The 18,243-nt window shown below is 74.9% G+C and carries 16 protein-coding genes; 11 read left to right on the top strand and 5 right to left on the bottom strand.

Translation table 11 applies throughout. The annotated features are described in order from the left end of the window. Window positions 1–55: 55 nt before the first annotated feature. The 4 genes from AB0B02_RS05990 (at window position 56) to AB0B02_RS05975 (ending at window position 6,556) form a co-directional block, all read left to right on the top strand. Entirely contained in the window at window positions 56–2,986 is a 2,931-nt protein-coding gene (locus AB0B02_RS05990; RefSeq protein ID WP_357297203.1) for an AAA family ATPase, read from the top strand. Between the two features lie 110 nt (window positions 2,987–3,096). After that, window positions 3,097–3,867, top strand: coding sequence for a DUF5995 family protein (locus AB0B02_RS05985; RefSeq protein ID WP_107160365.1), 771 nt, complete (start codon window positions 3,097–3,099; stop codon window positions 3,865–3,867). Between the two features lie 97 nt (window positions 3,868–3,964). Next, the gene (locus tag AB0B02_RS05980) at window positions 3,965–4,396 is read left to right on the top strand and encodes a hypothetical protein (protein ID WP_281941770.1); all 432 of its coding nucleotides are present in this window, start codon (window positions 3,965–3,967) and stop codon (window positions 4,394–4,396) included. A gap of 63 nt (window positions 4,397–4,459) precedes the next feature. After that, window positions 4,460–6,556, top strand: coding sequence for an amino acid transporter (locus AB0B02_RS05975; protein ID WP_357297201.1), 2,097 nt, complete (start codon window positions 4,460–4,462; stop codon window positions 6,554–6,556). 187 nt (window positions 6,557–6,743) lie between these two features. On the opposite strand, the gene AB0B02_RS05970 is transcribed toward AB0B02_RS05975, so the two are convergent. The 5 genes from AB0B02_RS05970 to AB0B02_RS05950 form a co-directional block, all read right to left on the bottom strand. Then, window positions 6,744–6,950, bottom strand: a complete 207-nt coding sequence (locus AB0B02_RS05970) for a hypothetical protein (protein WP_091574126.1) — start codon at window positions 6,948–6,950, stop codon at window positions 6,744–6,746. Between the two features lie 118 nt (window positions 6,951–7,068). Continuing rightward, a complete protein-coding gene (locus AB0B02_RS05965) occupies window positions 7,069–8,271 on the bottom strand; it encodes a low temperature requirement protein A (RefSeq protein ID WP_357297198.1) in 1,203 nt (400 codons plus the stop codon). Between the two features lie 306 nt (window positions 8,272–8,577). Further along, complete coding sequence (locus tag AB0B02_RS05960) at window positions 8,578–9,807, bottom strand: hypothetical protein (protein ID WP_357297196.1); 1,230 nt, start codon at window positions 9,805–9,807, stop codon at window positions 8,578–8,580. A 218-nt stretch (window positions 9,808–10,025) separates the two neighbouring features. Then, window positions 10,026–10,373: a TcmI family type II polyketide cyclase gene (locus AB0B02_RS05955; RefSeq protein WP_357297193.1), complete on the bottom strand. Its 348-nt coding sequence runs from the start codon at window positions 10,371–10,373 to the stop codon at window positions 10,026–10,028. 96 nt (window positions 10,374–10,469) lie between these two features. Continuing rightward, entirely contained in the window at window positions 10,470–11,327 is an 858-nt protein-coding gene (locus AB0B02_RS05950; protein ID WP_281941765.1) for a BTAD domain-containing putative transcriptional regulator, read from the bottom strand. A 416-nt stretch (window positions 11,328–11,743) separates the two neighbouring features. On the opposite strand from AB0B02_RS05950, the gene AB0B02_RS05945 reads away from it, so the two are divergent. The 7 genes from AB0B02_RS05945 to AB0B02_RS05915 are packed head-to-tail and all read left to right on the top strand — an operon-like array spanning window position 11,744 to window position 18,142. Continuing rightward, window positions 11,744–12,073 carry a TcmI family type II polyketide cyclase gene (locus tag AB0B02_RS05945; RefSeq protein ID WP_107160353.1) on the top strand — a complete coding sequence of 110 codons (330 nt, stop codon included), beginning with the start codon at window positions 11,744–11,746 and terminating at the stop codon, window positions 12,071–12,073. Then, complete coding sequence (locus AB0B02_RS05940; RefSeq protein WP_357297190.1) at window positions 12,070–13,803, top strand: acetyl-CoA carboxylase carboxyltransferase subunit alpha; 1,734 nt, start codon at window positions 12,070–12,072, stop codon at window positions 13,801–13,803. Before AB0B02_RS05945 ends, AB0B02_RS05940 begins: the two co-directional genes overlap by 4 nt. After that, the gene (gene accB / locus AB0B02_RS05935; protein WP_281941761.1) at window positions 13,803–14,282 is read left to right on the top strand and encodes an acetyl-CoA carboxylase biotin carboxyl carrier protein; all 480 of its coding nucleotides are present in this window, start codon (window positions 13,803–13,805) and stop codon (window positions 14,280–14,282) included. Before AB0B02_RS05940 ends, accB begins: the two co-directional genes overlap by 1 nt. Beyond that, window positions 14,282–15,763, top strand: coding sequence for an acetyl-CoA carboxylase biotin carboxylase subunit (locus AB0B02_RS05930; RefSeq protein WP_281941759.1), 1,482 nt, complete (start codon window positions 14,282–14,284; stop codon window positions 15,761–15,763). Before accB ends, AB0B02_RS05930 begins: the two co-directional genes overlap by 1 nt. Beyond that, the gene (locus AB0B02_RS05925) at window positions 15,760–16,467 is read left to right on the top strand and encodes an SRPBCC family protein (protein WP_357297188.1); all 708 of its coding nucleotides are present in this window, start codon (window positions 15,760–15,762) and stop codon (window positions 16,465–16,467) included. Before AB0B02_RS05930 ends, AB0B02_RS05925 begins: the two co-directional genes overlap by 4 nt. Then, complete coding sequence (locus AB0B02_RS05920) at window positions 16,464–16,874, top strand: cupin domain-containing protein (RefSeq protein WP_107160343.1); 411 nt, start codon at window positions 16,464–16,466, stop codon at window positions 16,872–16,874. The genes AB0B02_RS05925 and AB0B02_RS05920 overlap by 4 nt, the downstream gene beginning before the upstream one ends. After that, window positions 16,871–18,142 carry a beta-ketoacyl-[acyl-carrier-protein] synthase family protein gene (locus tag AB0B02_RS05915; RefSeq protein WP_357297186.1) on the top strand — a complete coding sequence of 424 codons (1,272 nt, stop codon included), beginning with the start codon at window positions 16,871–16,873 and terminating at the stop codon, window positions 18,140–18,142. The genes AB0B02_RS05920 and AB0B02_RS05915 overlap by 4 nt, the downstream gene beginning before the upstream one ends. The last annotated feature ends 101 nt before the right edge of the window (window positions 18,143–18,243 follow it).

Raw genomic sequence — 18,243 nt, 5'->3', positions numbered from 1 at the left:
ACAGGGCCCGCAACGCCGTAGAACAGTGCGGGGACCTGTGACTAGGCTGCCTCCCATGGCCAGCGACGTGGACTCCGCACCGCTCGTCGGCCGCGCCGGGGCCGTGGCGACGCTGCGCTCGGCGCTGCTCGACGACGTCGCCCCGGGGCACACCGCGGCGGTCTTCCTCACCGGCGAGAGCGGGGTGGGCAAGACCCGGCTGCTGAGCGAGGTCGGCGAGCAGGTGCGGCAGGCCGGCGCGCTGGTCCTCACCGGCACCTGCCTCGACATCGGCGACGCCTCGCCGCTGCACCCGGTGCGCCAGGCGCTGCGGCGGCTCGACGCCGATCTGGCCGAGGCGCGCACCACCTCGGCGGTCCGGGGCCTGTTGCAGGTGTTCGACGAGGAGACCCCCGGCCCGGACGGCGCGGGCGCACTGCTGGAACGGGTCGCCCAAGGGCTGCACCTGGTGGCCGGTGGCCGGCCGCTCGTGCTCGTGCTCGACGACCTCCAGTGGGTCGACCGGAGCACCCGTCAGCTCCTGCTCTATCTGCTCGCCGGCCTGGGCGACCTGCAACTGTCCGTGCTGGCCGCGATCCGCGCGGAGTCGCTGCGGGGCGCGCACCCGCTGCGCCGGGTGCTCGCCGAGCTGCGCCGGTTGCGTTCCGTCCAGGTGGTCGACCTGCTCCCGCTGGACCGGGCCGGCACGGACGAGCTGGCCGCCGCGATCGTCGGCGCGCCGCTGCCGCCGGAGGCCGCCGACCAGCTGTGGCAGCGCAGCGGCGGCAACCCGTTCGTGGTGGAGGAGCTGGCCCGCGACCGGCGGGACGGTCGCGACGGCCTCTCCGACACGCTGCGTGAGGTCTTCCTGGGCCGGGTCGACGCGTTGCCCCAGCCGGCGCACGCCGTGGTCCAGGCGGTCGCCGCCGGCGTCGAGCCGGTCGAGCACTGGCTGCTGGCGCAGGTGGTGCGGTTGCCCGAGGACGAGCTGCTCGACGCGGTGCGCGAGGCGGTGGCGCACCGCCTGCTGGTCGGCGCCGACGACGGCTACCGGCTACGGCACCGGCTGGTCGCCGAGATCCTGGCCGGCGAGCTGCTGCCCGCCGAGCGGGCCGCGCTGCACCGCCGCTACGCCGAGGCGCTCACCGCCGCCCCGGCCGAGCTGCACCAGGCCCGGCTGGCCCACCACTGGCGGCAGGCCGGCGAGCCGGCCCGGGCGCTGCCGGCGGCGATGGCCGCCGCCCGCGAGGCAGAACGGCTGCACGGGTACGCCGAGGCGCACCGCCACTGGTCGACCGCGTTGACGCTGGCGGCCACGCCGGCCGCGGTGCCGCCCGACGGCGGGCGGCCGGCACCCGTCGAGGTGGACCGCGCCGAGCTGCTCAGCCACGCCGCGGAGGCCGCGCACCACAGCGGCGAGCACGCCCGGGCGCTGACCCTGCTGGCGGAGCTGTCCGCCGACCCGGCCGGCCCGCCGCCCTGCGCGTTGCACATCCGACGGGCCCGCTACCTGGCCGCCGCCGGCCGGTCCGCGCCGGCCGAGGAGGAGTACCGGCGGGTGCTCTCCGCCGCCGACTGCTTGCCGCACGAGCGGTGCACCGCCGCCGCCCGCCGGGCCGAGCTGCTGCTGCACCTGGGGCGCTACGCCGAGGCCGGCGAGCAGGCCCGGGAGGCGCTCGACCTGGCCGCCGGCGTGCCCGGCTGCACCTCCGAGGTGGTGCTGGCCAGCTCCGCGCTCGGCTTCAGCGAGGCGTTCCTGGGCGACCCGGCGGACGGGCTGACGGTGATGCGCCGGGCGCTGGAGACCGCCGAGACCTCCGGCCGCCCGGAGGACGTGGCCTGCGCGTACCTGCACCTGGCGGAGCTGCTCACCGGGCCGCTCAACATCCTGGAGGAGGGCGTCGTGGTGGCCCGCCGCGGCGCCGAGCGCGTCGCCGAGCTGGGTCTGGGCCGCACCTGGGAGACCCGGCTGCTGGCGGTGGCGACGAACGGGCTGTTCCGGGTCGGGCAGTGGGCGGAGGCGGAGAAGGTCGTCGCCGCCGCGCTGCGGCACCGGCCGTCCGGCGCGGACGCGGTAGAGCTGCTGCTGGCCCGGTGCCGGCTCTCCGTCGGGTACGGCGACGTCGAGGCCTCCGACCGTGACCTGGAGGCGGTCGCCACGGTGCTGGCCGGGGGCGGCGCCCGGCACGTGCTGCCGATGCTCATCCTGCGCGCCGGGCTGGCCATGTGGCAGGGCCGGCACGACCTGGCCCGGCAGGCCGTCCAGCGGGGCCTGACCGAGAGCCGCTCCGACGACGTCATCGTGCTGGCCACGCTGGCCTGGCACGGGCTGCGGGCCGAGGCCGAGGCGGCGGCCAGCCGGACGGTGGAGGTGGACCCGAACGCGGTGCGCCGGCTGCGCGAGGTGGTCGACCGGGTGACCCGCAAGAGCGCCCGGGCGGGCGCCCCGGTGCGGTACGTCGCGGACGGTTTCCTGGCGCTCTGCGACGCCGAGCTGAGCCGGCTCGACGACGGTCGGGGCGACCCCGAGCTGTGGGGCCGCTCGGCCACCGAGTGGGACCGGCGGCACCACCCCTATCCCGCGGCGTACTCCCGCCTGCGGCAGGCCGAGGCGCTGCTGTCCCGCCGCAGCCGGATGGCGACCGCCGGTAAGCTGCTGCGCCAGGCGCACGCGACGGCACAGGCGCTCGGCGCGGTGCCGCTCAGCGCGGAGATCCGTACCCTGGCGGGTCGGGCCCGGGTGACCCTGGACGACGCGCCGACGCCGGCGCCCCGGCCACGCGCGGCACCCGCCGTGCCGGCGGTGGACGAGCTGGCGGTGCTGACCGCGCGCGAGCGGGAGGTGCTCGCCGCGGTCGCCGAGGGGCTCACGAACAAGGAGATCGGCCAGCGGCTGTTCATCAGCGAGCGGACCATCGGCGTGCACGTGTCGCACATCTTCGACAAGCTCCAGGTCCGGACCCGGGTGCAGGCCAGCGCCATCTTCCTGCGCAACCGTCCGGAATAGACGTACGCCGAATACGTCGTTCTACTGATCCGACCCACGCCCGGCGGCTGGCAGGCTGTCCGGCGGAGTCGGATGGCGTCGTGGGGGGCGCCGACCATCGTGGAGGAGAGATGACCGAACCGGTCTGGGGTCCCGTGCACCAGGACATCGTCGGGTTGCTCGCCGACCACCCCGCCGACGTGCCGGCGGTGGTCGACCACCTCACCAAGTTGCAGGACCTGCTGGTCCGGCTCCCGCCGCTGGAGGCGAGCTGCCCGCTCGCCGATTTCAACCGGCTCTACCTGGTCATCACCAGCACGGTGCTCGACGGTCTCTACGAGGACCGGTTCGTCGATCCGGCGTTCCTGGCCCGGCTCGACGTGGAGTTCGCCGCCCGCTACTTCGAGGCGCTGCGGTTCTGGACCGACTCCAGCCCGAGCACGCCGCGCGCCTGGTCGTGCCTGTTCAAGCGGATGCGTGGTCCGGACGCCCGGCCACTGCCGTCAGCCGCCGCCGGGGTCAACGCGCACATCAACTACGACCTGCCGTTCGCGCTGGTGACGACGCTGGAGAGCCTGGAGTCCGAGCCGGTCGACGGCAGCGACCAGCACCGCGACTACCTGGAGATCAACAAGATCTTCGCGGAGCGGATCCCGGAGCTGCGCCGGGGCTACCTGGACCACTGGCAGCTCATGATCGACATGGTGAACGGCGACATCGACGACTGGTACCAGGGCGAGCTGGTGGAGTACACCCGCAACGTGGCGTGGCGCAACGCGCAGAAGATCTGGCACTGCCGCCACGACCCGGACGCCCGTGAGTGTGAGCGGACGCGGCTGGACGACAACGCCGCGCTGCTCGGCCGGCTGCTGCTGTCGCCCCTCGGGGCGTTCCTGCAGTAGCCGGGACGGGGGGTCCCCGCGTCCCGCCGTCCGGGCGCGGGACGCGGGGACGCCGTCCGGTGGGTGTCGAGCCGGTCCGGCCGGGTACGACGGGGCCGTGTCATATCCCGAACCGACCGGCCCGCCGGGTCCGGTCCGTCACTTCCCGTTCCGCTTCGACCCCGCGTTCCGGCTGCCGCTGGCCCTGCTCGGGGTGCGGTCGGAGACCGCCACGGTGGAACTCGCCCCGGACGCGCTGGTCGTCCGGTTCGGCCCGTGGCGGCTGCGGACCACCCCGGCCAACGTCGTCGACGTCGAGCTGAGCGGACCGTACCGCTGGTGGCGGGCGGTCGGCCCGCACCTGTCGTTGGCCGACGGCGGCGTGACGTTCGGCAGCAGCGTCGCCGGCGGTCTCTGCCTCCGGTTCGACGAACCGGTGCCGGCGCTGGCGCCCGGCCCTTGGCCCCGACACCCGGCGGTCACCGTGACCGTCGCCGACCCGACGGCACTGCGCGACGCGCTGGCGCCCGGTTCTTCCGGTGGTGCTTGACCGGTTCCGCCGGGCCACGCCCCGGCCACCGCCTACCGTGATCAGGGGGCCGGAGGGGAGCAGATGGCGCAGGCACGGGACGGGGAGCAGCCCCGGCGTACGCGGGACCGCCGCCGCGAGGCGCACGCCGCCGCCGCGGCCCGGGCCGGCCGGCACGCCGAGCCCGGCGACCGGGCCACCCGCGCCCCGGGCACGCTGCCGGAGCGGGTGGCCGCGCCGGCCCGTCCGGCGGCCCCGGCCGACCGGCTGCACCGTTGGCTGTTCCAGCACCGGGTCGAGCCGGTCGGCCCGGAGGTCGGGGAGCACCAGGCACGGGCCCACCCCTGGTGGCAGGTGATGTGCCTGACCGGCGTCGACTACTTCTCCACGCTGTCCTACCTGCCCGGCATCGCCGCGGTCGCGGCCGGCGCGCTGAGCCCGCTGGCCACGCTGCTCATCGTGGCGCTGACGCTGCTGGGCATGCTGCCGATGTACCGGCGGGTGGCCCGGGAGAGCCCGCACGGGCAGGGCTCGGTGGCCATGCTGGAGCGGCTGCTGCCGTTCTGGCGCGGCAAGCTCTTCGTGCTGGTGCTGCTCGGCTTCGTGGCCACCTCCTGGATCATCACGATCACGCTCTCCGCCGCCGACGCCAGCGTGCACCTGCTGGAGAACCCGGTGCTGCCCGCGTCGTTCCCGCACGGCACCAGCGCCGCCGTGCTGGTGACGGTGGTACTGCTGCTGGTGCTCGGCGGCGTCTTCCTGCTCGGGTTCAGCGAGGCCGTGCAGGTCGCCATTCCGCTGGTGGCGGTCTTCTTGGCGTTGAACGCGGTGGTGGTGGTCGCCGGGCTGGCCCAGGTGGCCGCGGACCCCGGGCTGCTCACCGACTGGACCGCCCGGCTGACCCGGGTCGGCGGCGCCGGCGACGTGCTGGCCACCAGCGTGCTCGCGTTCCCGCTGCTGGTGCTGGGACTGTCCGGCTTCGAGACCGGGGTGAGCATGATGCCGCTGGTCCGCGGCGACGGCGGCGACCCGGAGCGCCGGCTCGCCGCCCGGATCCGCAGCACCCGTCGGCTGCTCACCACCGCCGCGCTGATCATGTCGGTCTACCTGGTCGCCACCACGTTCGTCACCACGGTGCTGATCCCGCCGGCGGCGTTCGCCCCGGGCGGGGCGGCGAACGGGCGGGCGCTGGCGTTCCTCGCCCACGAGCGCCTCGGCGAGGCGTTCGGCACCGTCTACGACATCAGCAGCGTGCTCATCCTCTGGTTCGCGGGCGCCTCGGCGATGGCCGGTCTGATCAACATCGTGCCCCGCTACCTGCCGTCGTACGGGATGGCGCCGGAGTGGGGCCGCGCGGTCCGCCCGGTGGTGCTGGTCTACACCGCGATCAGCATCGCCATCACGGTCGCCTTCTCCGCCGACGTCAACGCCCAGGCCGGCGCGTACGCCACCGGCATCCTGGCCATGATGGTCTCCGGCGCGATCGCGGTGACCATCTCGGCGGCGCGGGCCCGGCACCGGCTCGCCGCGGCCGGGTTCGCGCTGCTCACCACCGTGCTGCTGTACGCGCTCGCGGAGAACGTGGTGGCGAAGCCGGACGGCATCACCATCTCCGGCTTCTTCATCGCCGGCATCATCGCGGTCTCGTTGATCTCCCGGGTCACCCGGACCACCGAGCTGCGCGCCGAGCGCATCGAGTTCGACGAACCGGCCCGCCGCTTCGTCGACGAGTCCGTCGCCCGGGACGGGCGGCTGCACGTCATCGCCAACAAGCGGCAGAGCGGGTCGGTGAAGGAGTACCGGGTCAAGGAGCGGGCGCAGCGGTCGATGAACCCGGTTCCCGGCGCCGCCGACGTGCTCTTCCTGGAGATCGACGTCAGCGACCCGTCGCAGTTCAGCCACGTGTTGCGGGTGCACGGGGTGGAGATCGGCGGGTACCGGATCCTGCGGGCCCGCAGCCCGGCCGCGCCGAACGCCATCGCGGCGATCCTGCTCGCGCTGCGCGACGCCACCGGGGTCCGCCCGCACTGCCACTTCGAGTGGTCGGAGGGGAACCCGATCGCCCACCTGCTGCGCTACCTGATCCTGGGGCGCGGCGACACGCCGCCGGTGGTCCGCGAGATCATCCGCAAGTCCGAGCCCGACCCCACCCGCCGCCCCGGCATCCACGTCGGCGGTTGAGGTTGAAGGACGGGCCCCCTGTTAACGCCTCCGGTCGAGAGGGGAGCCCCTCTCACGCCCCGCGCCGAAAGCCCAGCCTCCTAGGATGGCTTAGCGGGAGTGACGAGCATCGCCCGGGACGCGGAACGGCCCGCGCTCGCTGGGCGGGCGCGGGCCGGGGCAGTGCGGGGTACGGCGGGCGGCGGACCTACTTGGACGGCTCCGGAAGCTTGCAGTCGATCTTCGGGTTGGCGCCGATGTAGTTCAGCGGGCCGGCGACGATGGTGACCAGGATCGTGCCTGCCTCCGCGCAGTTGGTGTCGTCGTTGCCGTAGTAGCCGCGCTGGCCGGCGGCGATCGCGCCGATGATGAGCCAGATGACGACCAGGACGCCGACTATCGAGGTGCCGCGCATCAGTTGCCTCCACGGGGTTGTGGTGAGTTCGAGGTGGAGGGCATGTACCCCGCGCGGGTGATCCGCCAAACGGCGTGTCGGCCCCGGTGCGGCCGATTCCGATTACCGGCCGGGGAACTCAGTACGGCGGCGCCGGCTCCTCCGGCGGGCGGCCCCGGCTGCGCCGGTGGTCGGCCGCGGCCACCCCGGCCAGCACCAGCATGGCGCCGACGGAGGCGTACACCGGTGCGAGGAACAGCAGCGCCGGCGCGATGCAGAGCAGCGCCAGGACACCACCGGGGCGGGACAGCGACACCCGGCTGAACACCTCGTACTCGAAGGCGGCCCGACCGGTCAGGAACAGCGCCGGCCCACCGAGGATGACCGCCAACCAGGCCGGCGGCGTGTGTCCGGTCGGCTCCAGGAGCACCAGGTCGAAGCCGGTCGCGGAGGTCACCACCCCGGCCACCATCAACAGGTGGGTGTACGGAGCGGTGATCAGGAACCGGCTCGGTTGGCTCGACCGGGCGATGGCGGCCGGCAGCAACTCACCGGACTTGTGCACGTAGACACGCCAGAGCAGCAGCGTGGTGGCGAACGCGGTGGTGAACGCCGCGATGTTCTCCACCTCGGAGTGGTGCAGGCTGAACACACTGCCGGTGACCAGCACCGCGTCACCCAGCGCGATGATGAAGAACTGCTGGTAGCGCTCGGAGAGGTGCTCGGCGGTCACGTTGCGTTGGGCGTCCGGCACGGCGCCCAGACCGGGCACCGGATAGGCCAGCCGGAAGCCGAGGTAGTCGACGGCCAGCGCCGAGGCCCAGAACCACGTCCGGGCCGTGCCGTGCGCCGCGACCGCCCCGATCAGCCAGGGCACCGCCGACACCGCGAACCAGGCGGAGATCCGGATGGCCCGGCGGCGGGTCTGCGGGTGCCGGCGGACCGCCGGCATGAGGAACAGGCCGCGTCCGAGATGGATCGCCACGTACGTGCCGGCGAAGACCAGCCCCCGTGCGCCGAACGCCTCCGGAATGGCGGTGGTCATCAGCAGCGCGCCGAACATCACGGCCACCACCAGCAGCTTGATCTCCGCGCGCTGCGGATCGTAGAGGTCGGTGACCAGGGTGGTGATCGCCCACGTCCACCAGATCGCCATCAACATGATCAGCGACTCGGCGGCCCGCTCCCAGCCGACCCCGCCGACCAGGTACCGCGAGATCAGCGCGAGCCCCACCACGTAGACCAGATCGAAGAAGAGCTCCAGCAGCGTCACCCGGCGGGGCGCCTCGGGATCGCGGACCGGCGGTGGCCGGCCGGCGGGCTCCGGCGTCCGGGTGGGCACGAGTTGCTCCTGCGGTGGCGGGCTCGGCGTCGGCCGTCCCGCCCCTGCACAGACCGTAGCGAGAGGCCGTCGCCGTTCGTCGGATTTCCGGCATTCCGCCAGGGCCCGCCCGCTCCGGCGAGCCCGTGCGCCCGCTCCGACGGCGTGCGTCGGCCCGGCGGGGAGGTGGCGGGTCGGGCCGCCGGTCCGAGGCGGTCGCCCTGGTCCGGCGGTGTCGGCGCGGGCCCCAGCCGCCGGCGCCGCGGTGGGCACACACGTCGGGCCGGTGGCGACGATCGGTCACCACCGGCCCGGAACGGGTACGGACTACTCGGCGCTGGCCGGCAGCACCTTGTCGGCCTCGGCGCGGGCACCGGCCAGCACCTTCGCCTGCTGGGGCCAGGTCGCCAGGCCAGGGGCGGCGCGCAGGCCGGCGGCCTTCACGGTCTCGCGCAGCGCGGCCTCGTCCAGCCCGGCCAGCTGACGGTAGGTGCGGATGCCGGCGTCCTGGAGGGCGGCGGCCAGCTTCGGCCCGATGCCCTGGATGCGGCGGAAGTCGTCCGGCGCCTCGGTGTCGGCCTGCGGCGGCGCGTCGTTCTCGACCGAGGTCCGGGGCGTCGGCACGACCGGCGTGACCGCCGGCTCGTCGGCCACGGGCGCCGGCTCGTTCGCGGGCTCCGGCTCGGCTGCGGCGGTGACGGGCTCGGCGGTGACGGGCTCGGCGGTGACGGGCTCGGCGGTGACGGGCTCGGCGGTGACGGGCTCGGCGGTGACGGCCTCGGTCTCGGTCTCGGGCGCGGTCACGGGCGTGCCCGTGGTGGCGACCGTCTCGGGCCCGGTCGCGCCGACGGGCCCCGGCGTGGCGGTGACGGGCTCGGGCGCGGGAGAAGCGGCTACGGGCTCCAGCTCCGGCCGGGTCGCGACGGTCGCGGCGGCGGGCTCGGGCTCGGCGACGGGCGCGGAAGGAGCGGCGGCGGGCTCGGGCTCGGCGGCAGGCGCGGGAGAAGCGGCTACGGGCTCCAGCTCCGGCCCGCTCGCGACAGTCTCGGTCTCGGTGGCGGCGGGCTCGGGCTCGGTCTCGATGGCGACTGGCGTCGGCTCGGTGAGTGCCGAAGCGGTTCCGGCCGGTTCCGGCGAGTCGGAGGTGACCGAGTCGGAGGTGACCGAGTCGGAGGTGACCGAGGCGGCGGGCGTCGAGGCGGTCACCGGCTCGTCGGCGGTACCGGCGGCGGTGACCACGACCGGCTCGGGCTCGCCGGTCGCGCCGTCGGCGGAGGCGTCGGCATCGGCGGCGTGGGTGGCGGGGGTGGCGGGGGCGTCCGTGTCGGCCGGGGCGGGCCGGTCGGTCACCGCGGCGGGGGCCGGCGTCTCGTCGACCACGGCGGCCGGCTGCGGTTCGTCGACGGTGGCGGTCACCGTGGCCGGGACGGCGGCACCGTCCACGGTGGGCGTGACGGCGCCGGCGCCGGCCCGGCGGCCGCTCACCACCCAACCGACGCCAAGTCCGATGAGCAGGGCCAGGATCACGAGCAGCCACTGCCCGAAGCTCGACGGCATGGCCAACCTCCTTGTATGTACGTGCACGACGGTCGCGAGAAAGCTCGGGGCAGCTTTGCACACGTGCGCGCGGCACGACAGGCAGGTCGGCGCTGGGGTGCCGACGGTGGGACCGATCCTGCCGGCCGGTGGCCGGAGGATGACCGTGGGTGCGGGAGGCACCCCGGGACCTGGTGCCGTGCGCGGTCCCGGGGTGCCTCGTCCGTGGCCCGGTCCGGTCAGCGGATCCGGTCGGGCATGGGGGCGTCGGCGGTGTCCCAGCTGTAGAAACAACCTGCCACGGCGTCGCGGGGCGAGTGCCAGGTCGGCAGGTACGGCGAGGTGTGCGCGGAGAGCCGTTCGTTGACGCGCTGGTAGAGCGGGTGTTCGCGCAGGTCGGCGGTCGGGTCCGGGGCGACGTCGACGGTCTCCATCAGATGGACGCACAGGTCGTGGAGGTAGTACAGCGACCGGTGCCGGATCCCGGTGAGCCGGGGCAGCTCGGTCGCGTCGGACTCGGCGAAGATCTGGGCCACCCGGCCCTGCGATCCGGGCACGATCCGGCTGACCACCAACAGTCGACTCATCGCAGACCCCTTCCGCCGCGCTGCTGCCGCGTCGACCACCGGCCGGACGGCGGCGGTCGTGGGTCCCACGATGCCGGGGCGGGTGTCACCTCGCCGTCACGGCGTACCCCTGGGCATTGATGGGGGTGGCGACGTCGCGCCGCGCGGGTGCGGCGCCGGGCCGCGCGGCGCGGCGTTGGCGGGCCGACCGGCAGGCCGCTGCGGCGGATCCGGCCGGCTGGCCCGGCGGATCGGGGCGAGCGTGTCGTCGAGCAGCGCGGTCATGGCCGGGGAGGGTTCCAGGCGCAGCTCGCGCAGGAGCAGGTCCCGGTAGACGTAGAACGCGTGCACGGCCTCGAACGCGTTGCCCTCGGCCAGGTGGATGCGGACGACCAGGCGGTGCGGGGTCTCGCGCAGCGGCTCGGCGGCCAGCGCCTCCAGCGCCGCCTCGAGCGCCTCGCCGTGCCGGCCGGCGGCGAGGTGGTTGCCGGCGAGTTCCTCCAGCATGTGCAGGCGTAGCTGGCGCAGCCGTTCGCGTTCCAGCAGCACCCAGTCGTCGTACCAGCCGGGGAGCAGGTCGTGCCGGCCGGTGCCGGCGGCGCCGCGGGGCGTCATGCCGTCGCGGACCCGGGCGGCGGCCTCGACCAGCTCGTCCACGTCGAGGTGGACGGTGGCGCCGAGGCGGACCGTGTCACCGTCGGTGCGCAGCGGGCAGCACGGGTCCTGGCGGAGGCGCCACAGCGCGGTACGCAGCGACGAGAGCGCCCGCTCCTCGGGGGTCTCGGGCCAGAGCAGTCCGGCGAGGTGGCTGCGGGTCGCGGCCGGACGCAGGCCGATCAGGGCGATGACCCGTTGCAGGCCGCGGGGCACCACCACCGGCACGTCGTCGTGCAGCAGTTGGAAACCGCCGAGCAGGTGCAGCGCCACGCGGGGGGCGGGATCCCCCGCCGTCGGCATCCTCGATCCACCGGACACGGCGCACCCCCCAGCACCGGAACCTGAGTCCCGACTGTCCTGTCTGCCCGGATCTTCTCGCCCGCGACGCCGTTGTCGGAACGCCTCCGCCGCGGTCGCCGGACGTGTGCCGTGGCCGGGTCGACCAGAACGGAGAATATCAACGTCTGTTACTCTGAGTCAACAGGCGGTGACTTCGTTGACCCTCCGTAACGTATTCGTAAGTGGCCCGTGATCTGCGAATAAGTGTCGTCAATGGACGAGTGTCGGTTGATCTTCGCATAGCTGACGCACAGGTTGCGTCAACGCAGCGTCACCATTTCTGCGGTCCGATCGAGCCCGGTTGACGCCCGGTTGACGGCCCGGGCGGCACCGTGGGCCAACCGTGCGGCGTGACCGGTCCGCCGCGCACCGGGACGCACCAGGGGAGGCCGCGCATGGACCGCTCGCTCATCGTCGCGAAGGTGGTGCCCACCGCCGAGGACCGGGTCGCCGAGATCTTCGCCGAGTCCGACGCGACCGAGCTGCCCGGCCTGGTCGGCGTGCGGCACCGGTCCCTCTACCGGCTGCACGACCTCTACGTGCACCTGCTGGAGACGGAGACGCCGGCGCACAGCGCGGTGGAGGACGCCCGGGGCCATCCCGAGTTCGTCCGGATCAGCGAGCGGCTGCGGCCGTACATCTCGCCGTACCTGCCGACCTGGCGTTCGCCCCGCGACGCCATGGCGCACTGCTTCTACCGGTACGACGCCGGGCGGCGGCCGTGACCACCACCGCGCCCCGCGACGAGCAGCTCTGGTCCCGCTGCGACGGCTGCGCCTCGCTGCTCTACCGCAAGCGGCTACGCCGCAACCTGGACGTCTGCCCGGAGTGTGGCACGCACACGCGGCTGGACGCCCCGGACCGGGTGGCGCAGCTCGTCGACCCGGACTCGTTCGTCCCGCTGCCGGACCGGGCGGTCCGGGTCGACCCGATCGACTTCGTCGACGCGCTGCCGTACCCGCACCGGCTCGGCGCGGCCCGCGCCGGCACCGGCCTGGACGAGGCCGTGCTCTGCGGCACCGCGCGGCTGGGCGGGCATCCGGTGGCGCTGGCCGTGATGGACTTCCGCTTCCTCGGCGGCAGCCTCGGCTGCGCGGTCGGTGAGCTGATCACCCGGACCGCCGAGCGGGCGCTGGCCGACAGTGTCCCGCTGGTGCTGGTCACCGCGTCCGGTGGGGCGCGGATGCAGGAGGGCGCGCTGTCGCTGATGCAGATGGCCACCGTCAGCCAGGCGGTGGCCGGGCTGCGCGAGGCGGGTCTGCTGACGGTCAGCGTGGTCACCGATCCCACGTACGGCGGGGTGGCCGCGTCGTTCGCCACCAACACCGACGTGGTGCTCGCGGAGAGCGGCGCCCGGCTGGGCTTCGCCGGCCCCCGGGTGATCCGCCAGGTCACCGGCGCCGCGCTGCCCGAGGGTTTCCAGACCGCGGAGTTCCTGCTCCGGCACGGACAGGTCGACATGGTGGTGCCCCGGCACGCGCTGCGGGGGCGGCTGGCCGCGTTGCTCGCCGCCGCCGGGGCCGCCCGCCGGCCCACCCCGCCGGCACCGCGACCGGCCGCCGCCGGGGCACCCGCCGTCGCCCGGCCGGCCCGCGACCCCTGGGAAACGGTACGCACCGCCCGGCACCCCGGCCGGCCGACCACGCTCGACTACCTGGAGACCGCGTTCGACGGCTTCGTCGAGCTGCACGGCGACCGGCTGGGCGCGGACTGTCCGGCGGTCGTCGGCGGCGTCGCCCGGCTCGACGGCCGGCCGGTGATGGTGATCGGCCACCAGAAGGGACACACCACCGCCGAGCTGGTGGCCCGGAACTTCGGCATGGCCAGCCCGGCCGGGCACCGCAAGGCGCTGCGGCTGATGCGCCTCGCGGCCCGGCTGCGGCTGCCCGTGGTGACGCTCGTGGACACGCCCGGCGCGGACCCGGGGGTGGCCGCCGAGCAGCAGGGCCAGGCCGCGGCGATCGCGGAGAACATCCTCGCGCTGAGCGTGCTGCCCACCCCGGTCGTCGCGGTGGTCACCGGTGAGGGCGGCAGCGGCGGCGCGCTGGCCCTCGCCGTCGCCGACCGGGTGCTCATGCTGGAGCACGCCGTCTACTCGGTGATCAGCCCCGAGGGCTGCGCCGCGATCCTCTGGCCGGACAGCGCCGCCGCCCCGCAGGCCGCCCGGGCGCTGCGGCTCACCGGCGCCGACCTGTGCCGGCTCGGCGTGGTCGACGAACTGGTGCCGGAGCCGTACCCGGCCGCGCACGGCGACCCGGCGGGCGCGGCCGAGCTGCTGCGCCGGGCGGTCGCGGCGAACCTGGCCCCGCTGCTCACGGTGCCGCCGGCCACGCTCGTGCGCCGCCGCCGGCAGCGGTTCCGCCGCTTCGGCGCGGCGCGATCCGTGGACCCGTCGGCCCGCGCCACGGCGCCGCCGCGTCGCACCGCCGTCGACGACCGGCCGGAGGTGGCGTGATGGCGGACGCCGGGGCCGAGCAGGTGCTGGACGGGCTGCGCCGGCAGGCCCGCAAACTCGTCGACGACCTGGCCGGGCCGGTCCGCCGGGTACGGCTGCGCAGCGGCGACGCGGCGCTGGAGGTGGAGTGGCACGACCCGGTGCCGCCGACGCCGCGTACCGGCGGGGAACCGGCCGGTGAGCCGGGGTCGCGGCCCGTCGCGCAGGTGACGCCCGACGCCGACCGGACGACCGTGCGGGCGCCCGTGGTGGGCACGTTCTACCGCGCCCCCGAGCCTGGCGCGGCGCCGTTCGTCGCGGTCGGTGACCTGGTCCGGCCGGGTCAGGTGATCGGCATCGTGGAGGCGATGAAGCTGATGAACGAGGTGACCGCCGGTCAGGCCGGCCGGGTGGTCGAGGTGCTCGTCCCCGACGGCAAGCCGGTCGAGTACGACCAGCCGCTGGTCGTCCTCGACCCCGACCCCGGTCAGGACGCCTGATGTTCGACAAGGTGCTGATCGCCAACCGGGGCGAGATCGCGCTACGGGTGCTGCGGGCCTGCCGGGAACTGGGCGTCCGTACGGTGGTGGCGCACTCCAGCGCGGACGCCGACTCGCTGCCGGTGCGGCTGGCCGACGAGGCGGTCCGGATCGGGCCGGCGGCCAGCCGTCGCAGCTACCTCAACGCCGCGGCGATCGTCGAGGCGGCCCGGCAGACCGGCGCGCAGGCCGTCCACCCCGGTTACGGTTTCCTCTCCGAGGACGCCGACTTCGCCGAGATCTGCGCGGAGAACGGGCTGGTCTTCGTCGGTCCGCCGCCGCAGGTGATGGCCGCGCTGGCGGACAAGTCCACCGCCCGCGCGCTGATGAGCCGGGCCGGCCTGCCGCTGCCGCCGGGCAGCGTGCGGACGCTGCCGACCGTCGCCGAGGCGCAGGCGGTGGCCGCCGAGGTCGGCTACCCGGTGATCGTGAAGGCCGCGGCCGGCGGCGGCGGACGCGGCATGACCGTGGTGCGCTCCGCCGCCGAGCTGCCCCGGGCGTACGCCCGCACCCGCGCCGCCGCGCAGGTCGCCTTCGGCGACGACCGGGTGTACGTCGAGCGCTACCTCGTCGACGCCCGCCACGTCGAGGTGCAGGTGCTCTGCGACAACCACGGCAACGGCGTGCACCTGGGCACCCGGGACTGCTCGGTGCAGCGCCGGCACCAGAAGCTCATCGAGGAGGCGCCGGCGCCCGCGCTGCGACCGGCCACCCTGGACACGCTCGCCGAGGTCGCGCTGCGCGGCGCGCTGTCGGTCGGCTTCACCGGCGCCGGCACCGTCGAGTTCCTGGTGGACGACGCGGAACGCGCGCACTTCCTGGAGATCAACTGCCGGATCCAGGTGGAGCACCCGGTCACCGAGATGGTCACCGGCGTCGACCTGGTGCAGGAACAGTTGCACGTGGCCGCCGGCACGCCGCTGCGGCTGCGGCAGTCCGACGTCCACCTGCGCGGGGTGTCGATCGAGTGTCGGGTCAACGTGGAGGACCCGGACCGTGACTTCGCGCCCGCCCCCGGCCGGCTGGAGCGGTTCCGGCCGCCCGGTGGCCCGTTCACCCGGGTCGACACGCACGGCTATGCCGGCTACCTGGTCGGCCCGCACTACGACTCGCTGCTGGCCAAGGTGGCGGTCTGGGCGCCGGACCGGGCCGCCGCGCTGGACCGGCTCGACCGCGCGCTGGCCGAGTTCGACGTGGCCGGACCCGGCGTGCGGACCACCATCCCGTTCGCCCGGCGGGTGCTGCGCGACCCGGCGTTCCGGGCCGCCCGGCACACCACCGCGCTGGTCGAGCGCCTGCTCACCCCGGGCGACGCCGGCACCGACACCAGCGACGCCGACCACGCCGCCGTGCCCGACCCGCGCGCCGGGGACGACCCGACCGGCCGTACCCCCGTTCCCGCCGTTCCCGCCACCGGCCCGACCACCTGGAGGAACCCATGACCGTTGCCCCCGACCGACCGCTCGCCAGCGAGATCACCGACATCCTGGTGACCCACTGCGGCCTGGACCCCGACGTCGCCGCCACCACCCCGGCGGCGAGCCTGGAGGAGCTGGGCATGGACTCGCTGGCGCTGCTCGAACTCGCCGCGGTGGTGGCCGACCGGTGGCGGGTGAAGATCCCCGAGCAGGCCGGCGAACTCAGCATCGCCGGCGTCGCCGACCTGGTGGCCCGCCGCGCGGACCCGCCGGGGCACACCGAGAACGCGGTGGACATCCGCGCGCCGCTGCCGCTGGTCTGGGACATCACCAACGACGTGGCCCGGTGGACCGAGCTGTTCACCGAGTACGCGGTGGCCGAGATCCTGCACCGCGACGGCGACACGGTCCGCTTCCGGCTCACCATGCACCCGGACGAGAACGGCGTGGCGTGGAGCTGGGTCAGCGAACGCACCGCCGACCCGGCCGCCCGCGAGGTGCACGCCCGGCGGGTGGAGACCGGTCCGTTCGAGTACATGCGCATCCACTGGCGCTACGAGGAGATCCCCGGCGGCACCCGGATGACCTGGACGCAGGACTTCGCCATGAAGCCCACCGCGCCGGTCGACAACGCCGGCATGACCGCGCGGATCAACACCAACAGCGCGATCCAGCTCGCTGTGATCAAGGACAGGATCGAGCGGGCGTACGCGGGAGGCGCGCGATGACCGACACCACCACCGCCCGGGTCTCCGTCCACGACGTCCCCGCCGACCGGCGGCGCGGCGGCGAGCTGCGGGTGCTGCTCGGCCCGAAGACCGTCGGCAGCACCTCCGGGTTCATGGGGGTGGCCGCGCTCGCGCCGGGGGAGCGGATCGCCGAGCACTACCACCCGTACAGCGAGGAGTTCCTCTACGTGGCGCGCGGCGCGATCACCGTCGACCTGGACGACCAGCCGGTCCCGGTGGCCGCCGGGGAGGCGCTGTACGTGCCGAAGGACGTCCGGCACCGGCTGCGCAACACCGGCGACGAGCCGGCCGAGGTGGTCTTCCACCTCGGTCCGCTCGCGCCCCGCCCGGAACTCGGGCACGTCGACACCGAGAGCGCCGCCCCACCGCCACGGGAGCCGTCGTGACCGGCCGGCGCACCGTGGTCACCGGCGTCGGCGTGGTGGCCCCCGGCGGCGCCACCCGGGACCGGTTCTGGAAGACCATCACCGAGGGGCGGACGGCCACCCGGCGGATCAGCTTCTTCGACCCGTCGCCGTTCCGCTCGCAGATCGCCGCCGAGTGCGACTTCGACCCCGACGCGGCCGGCATCACGCTCGCCGAGCGGCAACGCGCCGACCGGTACGTGCAGTTCGCGCTCGCCTGCTCCGCCGAGGCGCTCGCCGACAGTGGGCTGACGCTCACCGACGCCGAGCGGGAGCGGGTCGGCGTGGTGCTCGGCACCGCCGTCGGCGGGACCATGGCGCTGGAGCAGGAGTACGTCCGGGTCAGCGACTCCGGCCGGCACTGGCTCGTCGACCACGCGCTCGGCGGGCCGTACCTCTACCAGGCGCTGGTGCCCAGCAGCCTGGCCGCGGACGTGGCCTGCCGGCACGGCCTGCACGGCCCGGCCCAGGTGGTCTCCACCGGCTGCACCTCCGGCATCGACGCGATCGGGTACGCCCACCAGCTCGTCGCGGACGGTGAGGCCGACATCGTGCTGGCCGGCGCCGCCGACTCGCCGATCTCCCCGGTCACCGTCGCCTCGTTCGACGCGATCGGCGCGACCAGCCCGGACAACGACGACCCGGAGCACGCGTCCCGGCCGTTCGACGCCGACCGGCACGGCTTCGTGCTGGCCGAGGGCGCGGCCGTGCTGGTGCTGGAGGAGGCCGAACACGCCCGCCGCCGGGGCGCGCACGTCTACTGCGAGGTGGCCGGCTACGCCAGCCGCAGCAACGGCTTCCACATGACCGGCCTGCGCCCGGACGGCGCGGAGATGGCGGTCGCCATCACCGACGCGCTGCGCCAGGCCCGGCTCGCCCCGTCGGCCGTGTCGTACGTCAGCGCGCACGGCTCCGGCACCCGGCAGAACGACAGGCACGAGACCGCCGCGTTCAAGCGGGCGCTCGGCCCGGCCGCGTACCGGGTGCCGATCAGCTCGATCAAGTCGATGGTGGGGCACTCGCTCGGCGCGATCGGCTCGATCGAGATGGCCGCCTGCGCCATGGCCATCGAGTACGGGGTCGTCCCGCCCACCGCGAACTGGACCACCCGGGACCCGGAGTGCGACCTGGACTACGTGCCGAACGAGGCCCGCGAGGTGCCGGTGGACGTGGCGCTCTCGGTGGGCAGCGGCTTCGGCGGTTTCCAGTCCGCGATGGTGTTCCGCCGGCTCGCCGTGGCGGCATCGTGAGCGCGAGGAGTGAGCCGGTGTTGCGAGCCCCGCAGTCGCGAACAAGGACGGCATCCGTGAGCGCGAGGAGTGAGCCGGTGTTGCGAGCCCCGCAGTCGCGA

Origin of the sequence: Micromonospora sp. NPDC049240, from assembly GCF_040647835.1 — a bacterium.
Classification (GTDB): domain Bacteria; phylum Actinomycetota; class Actinomycetes; order Mycobacteriales; family Micromonosporaceae; genus Micromonospora.
This window is presented reverse-complemented; position numbering and strand designations above follow the sequence as displayed.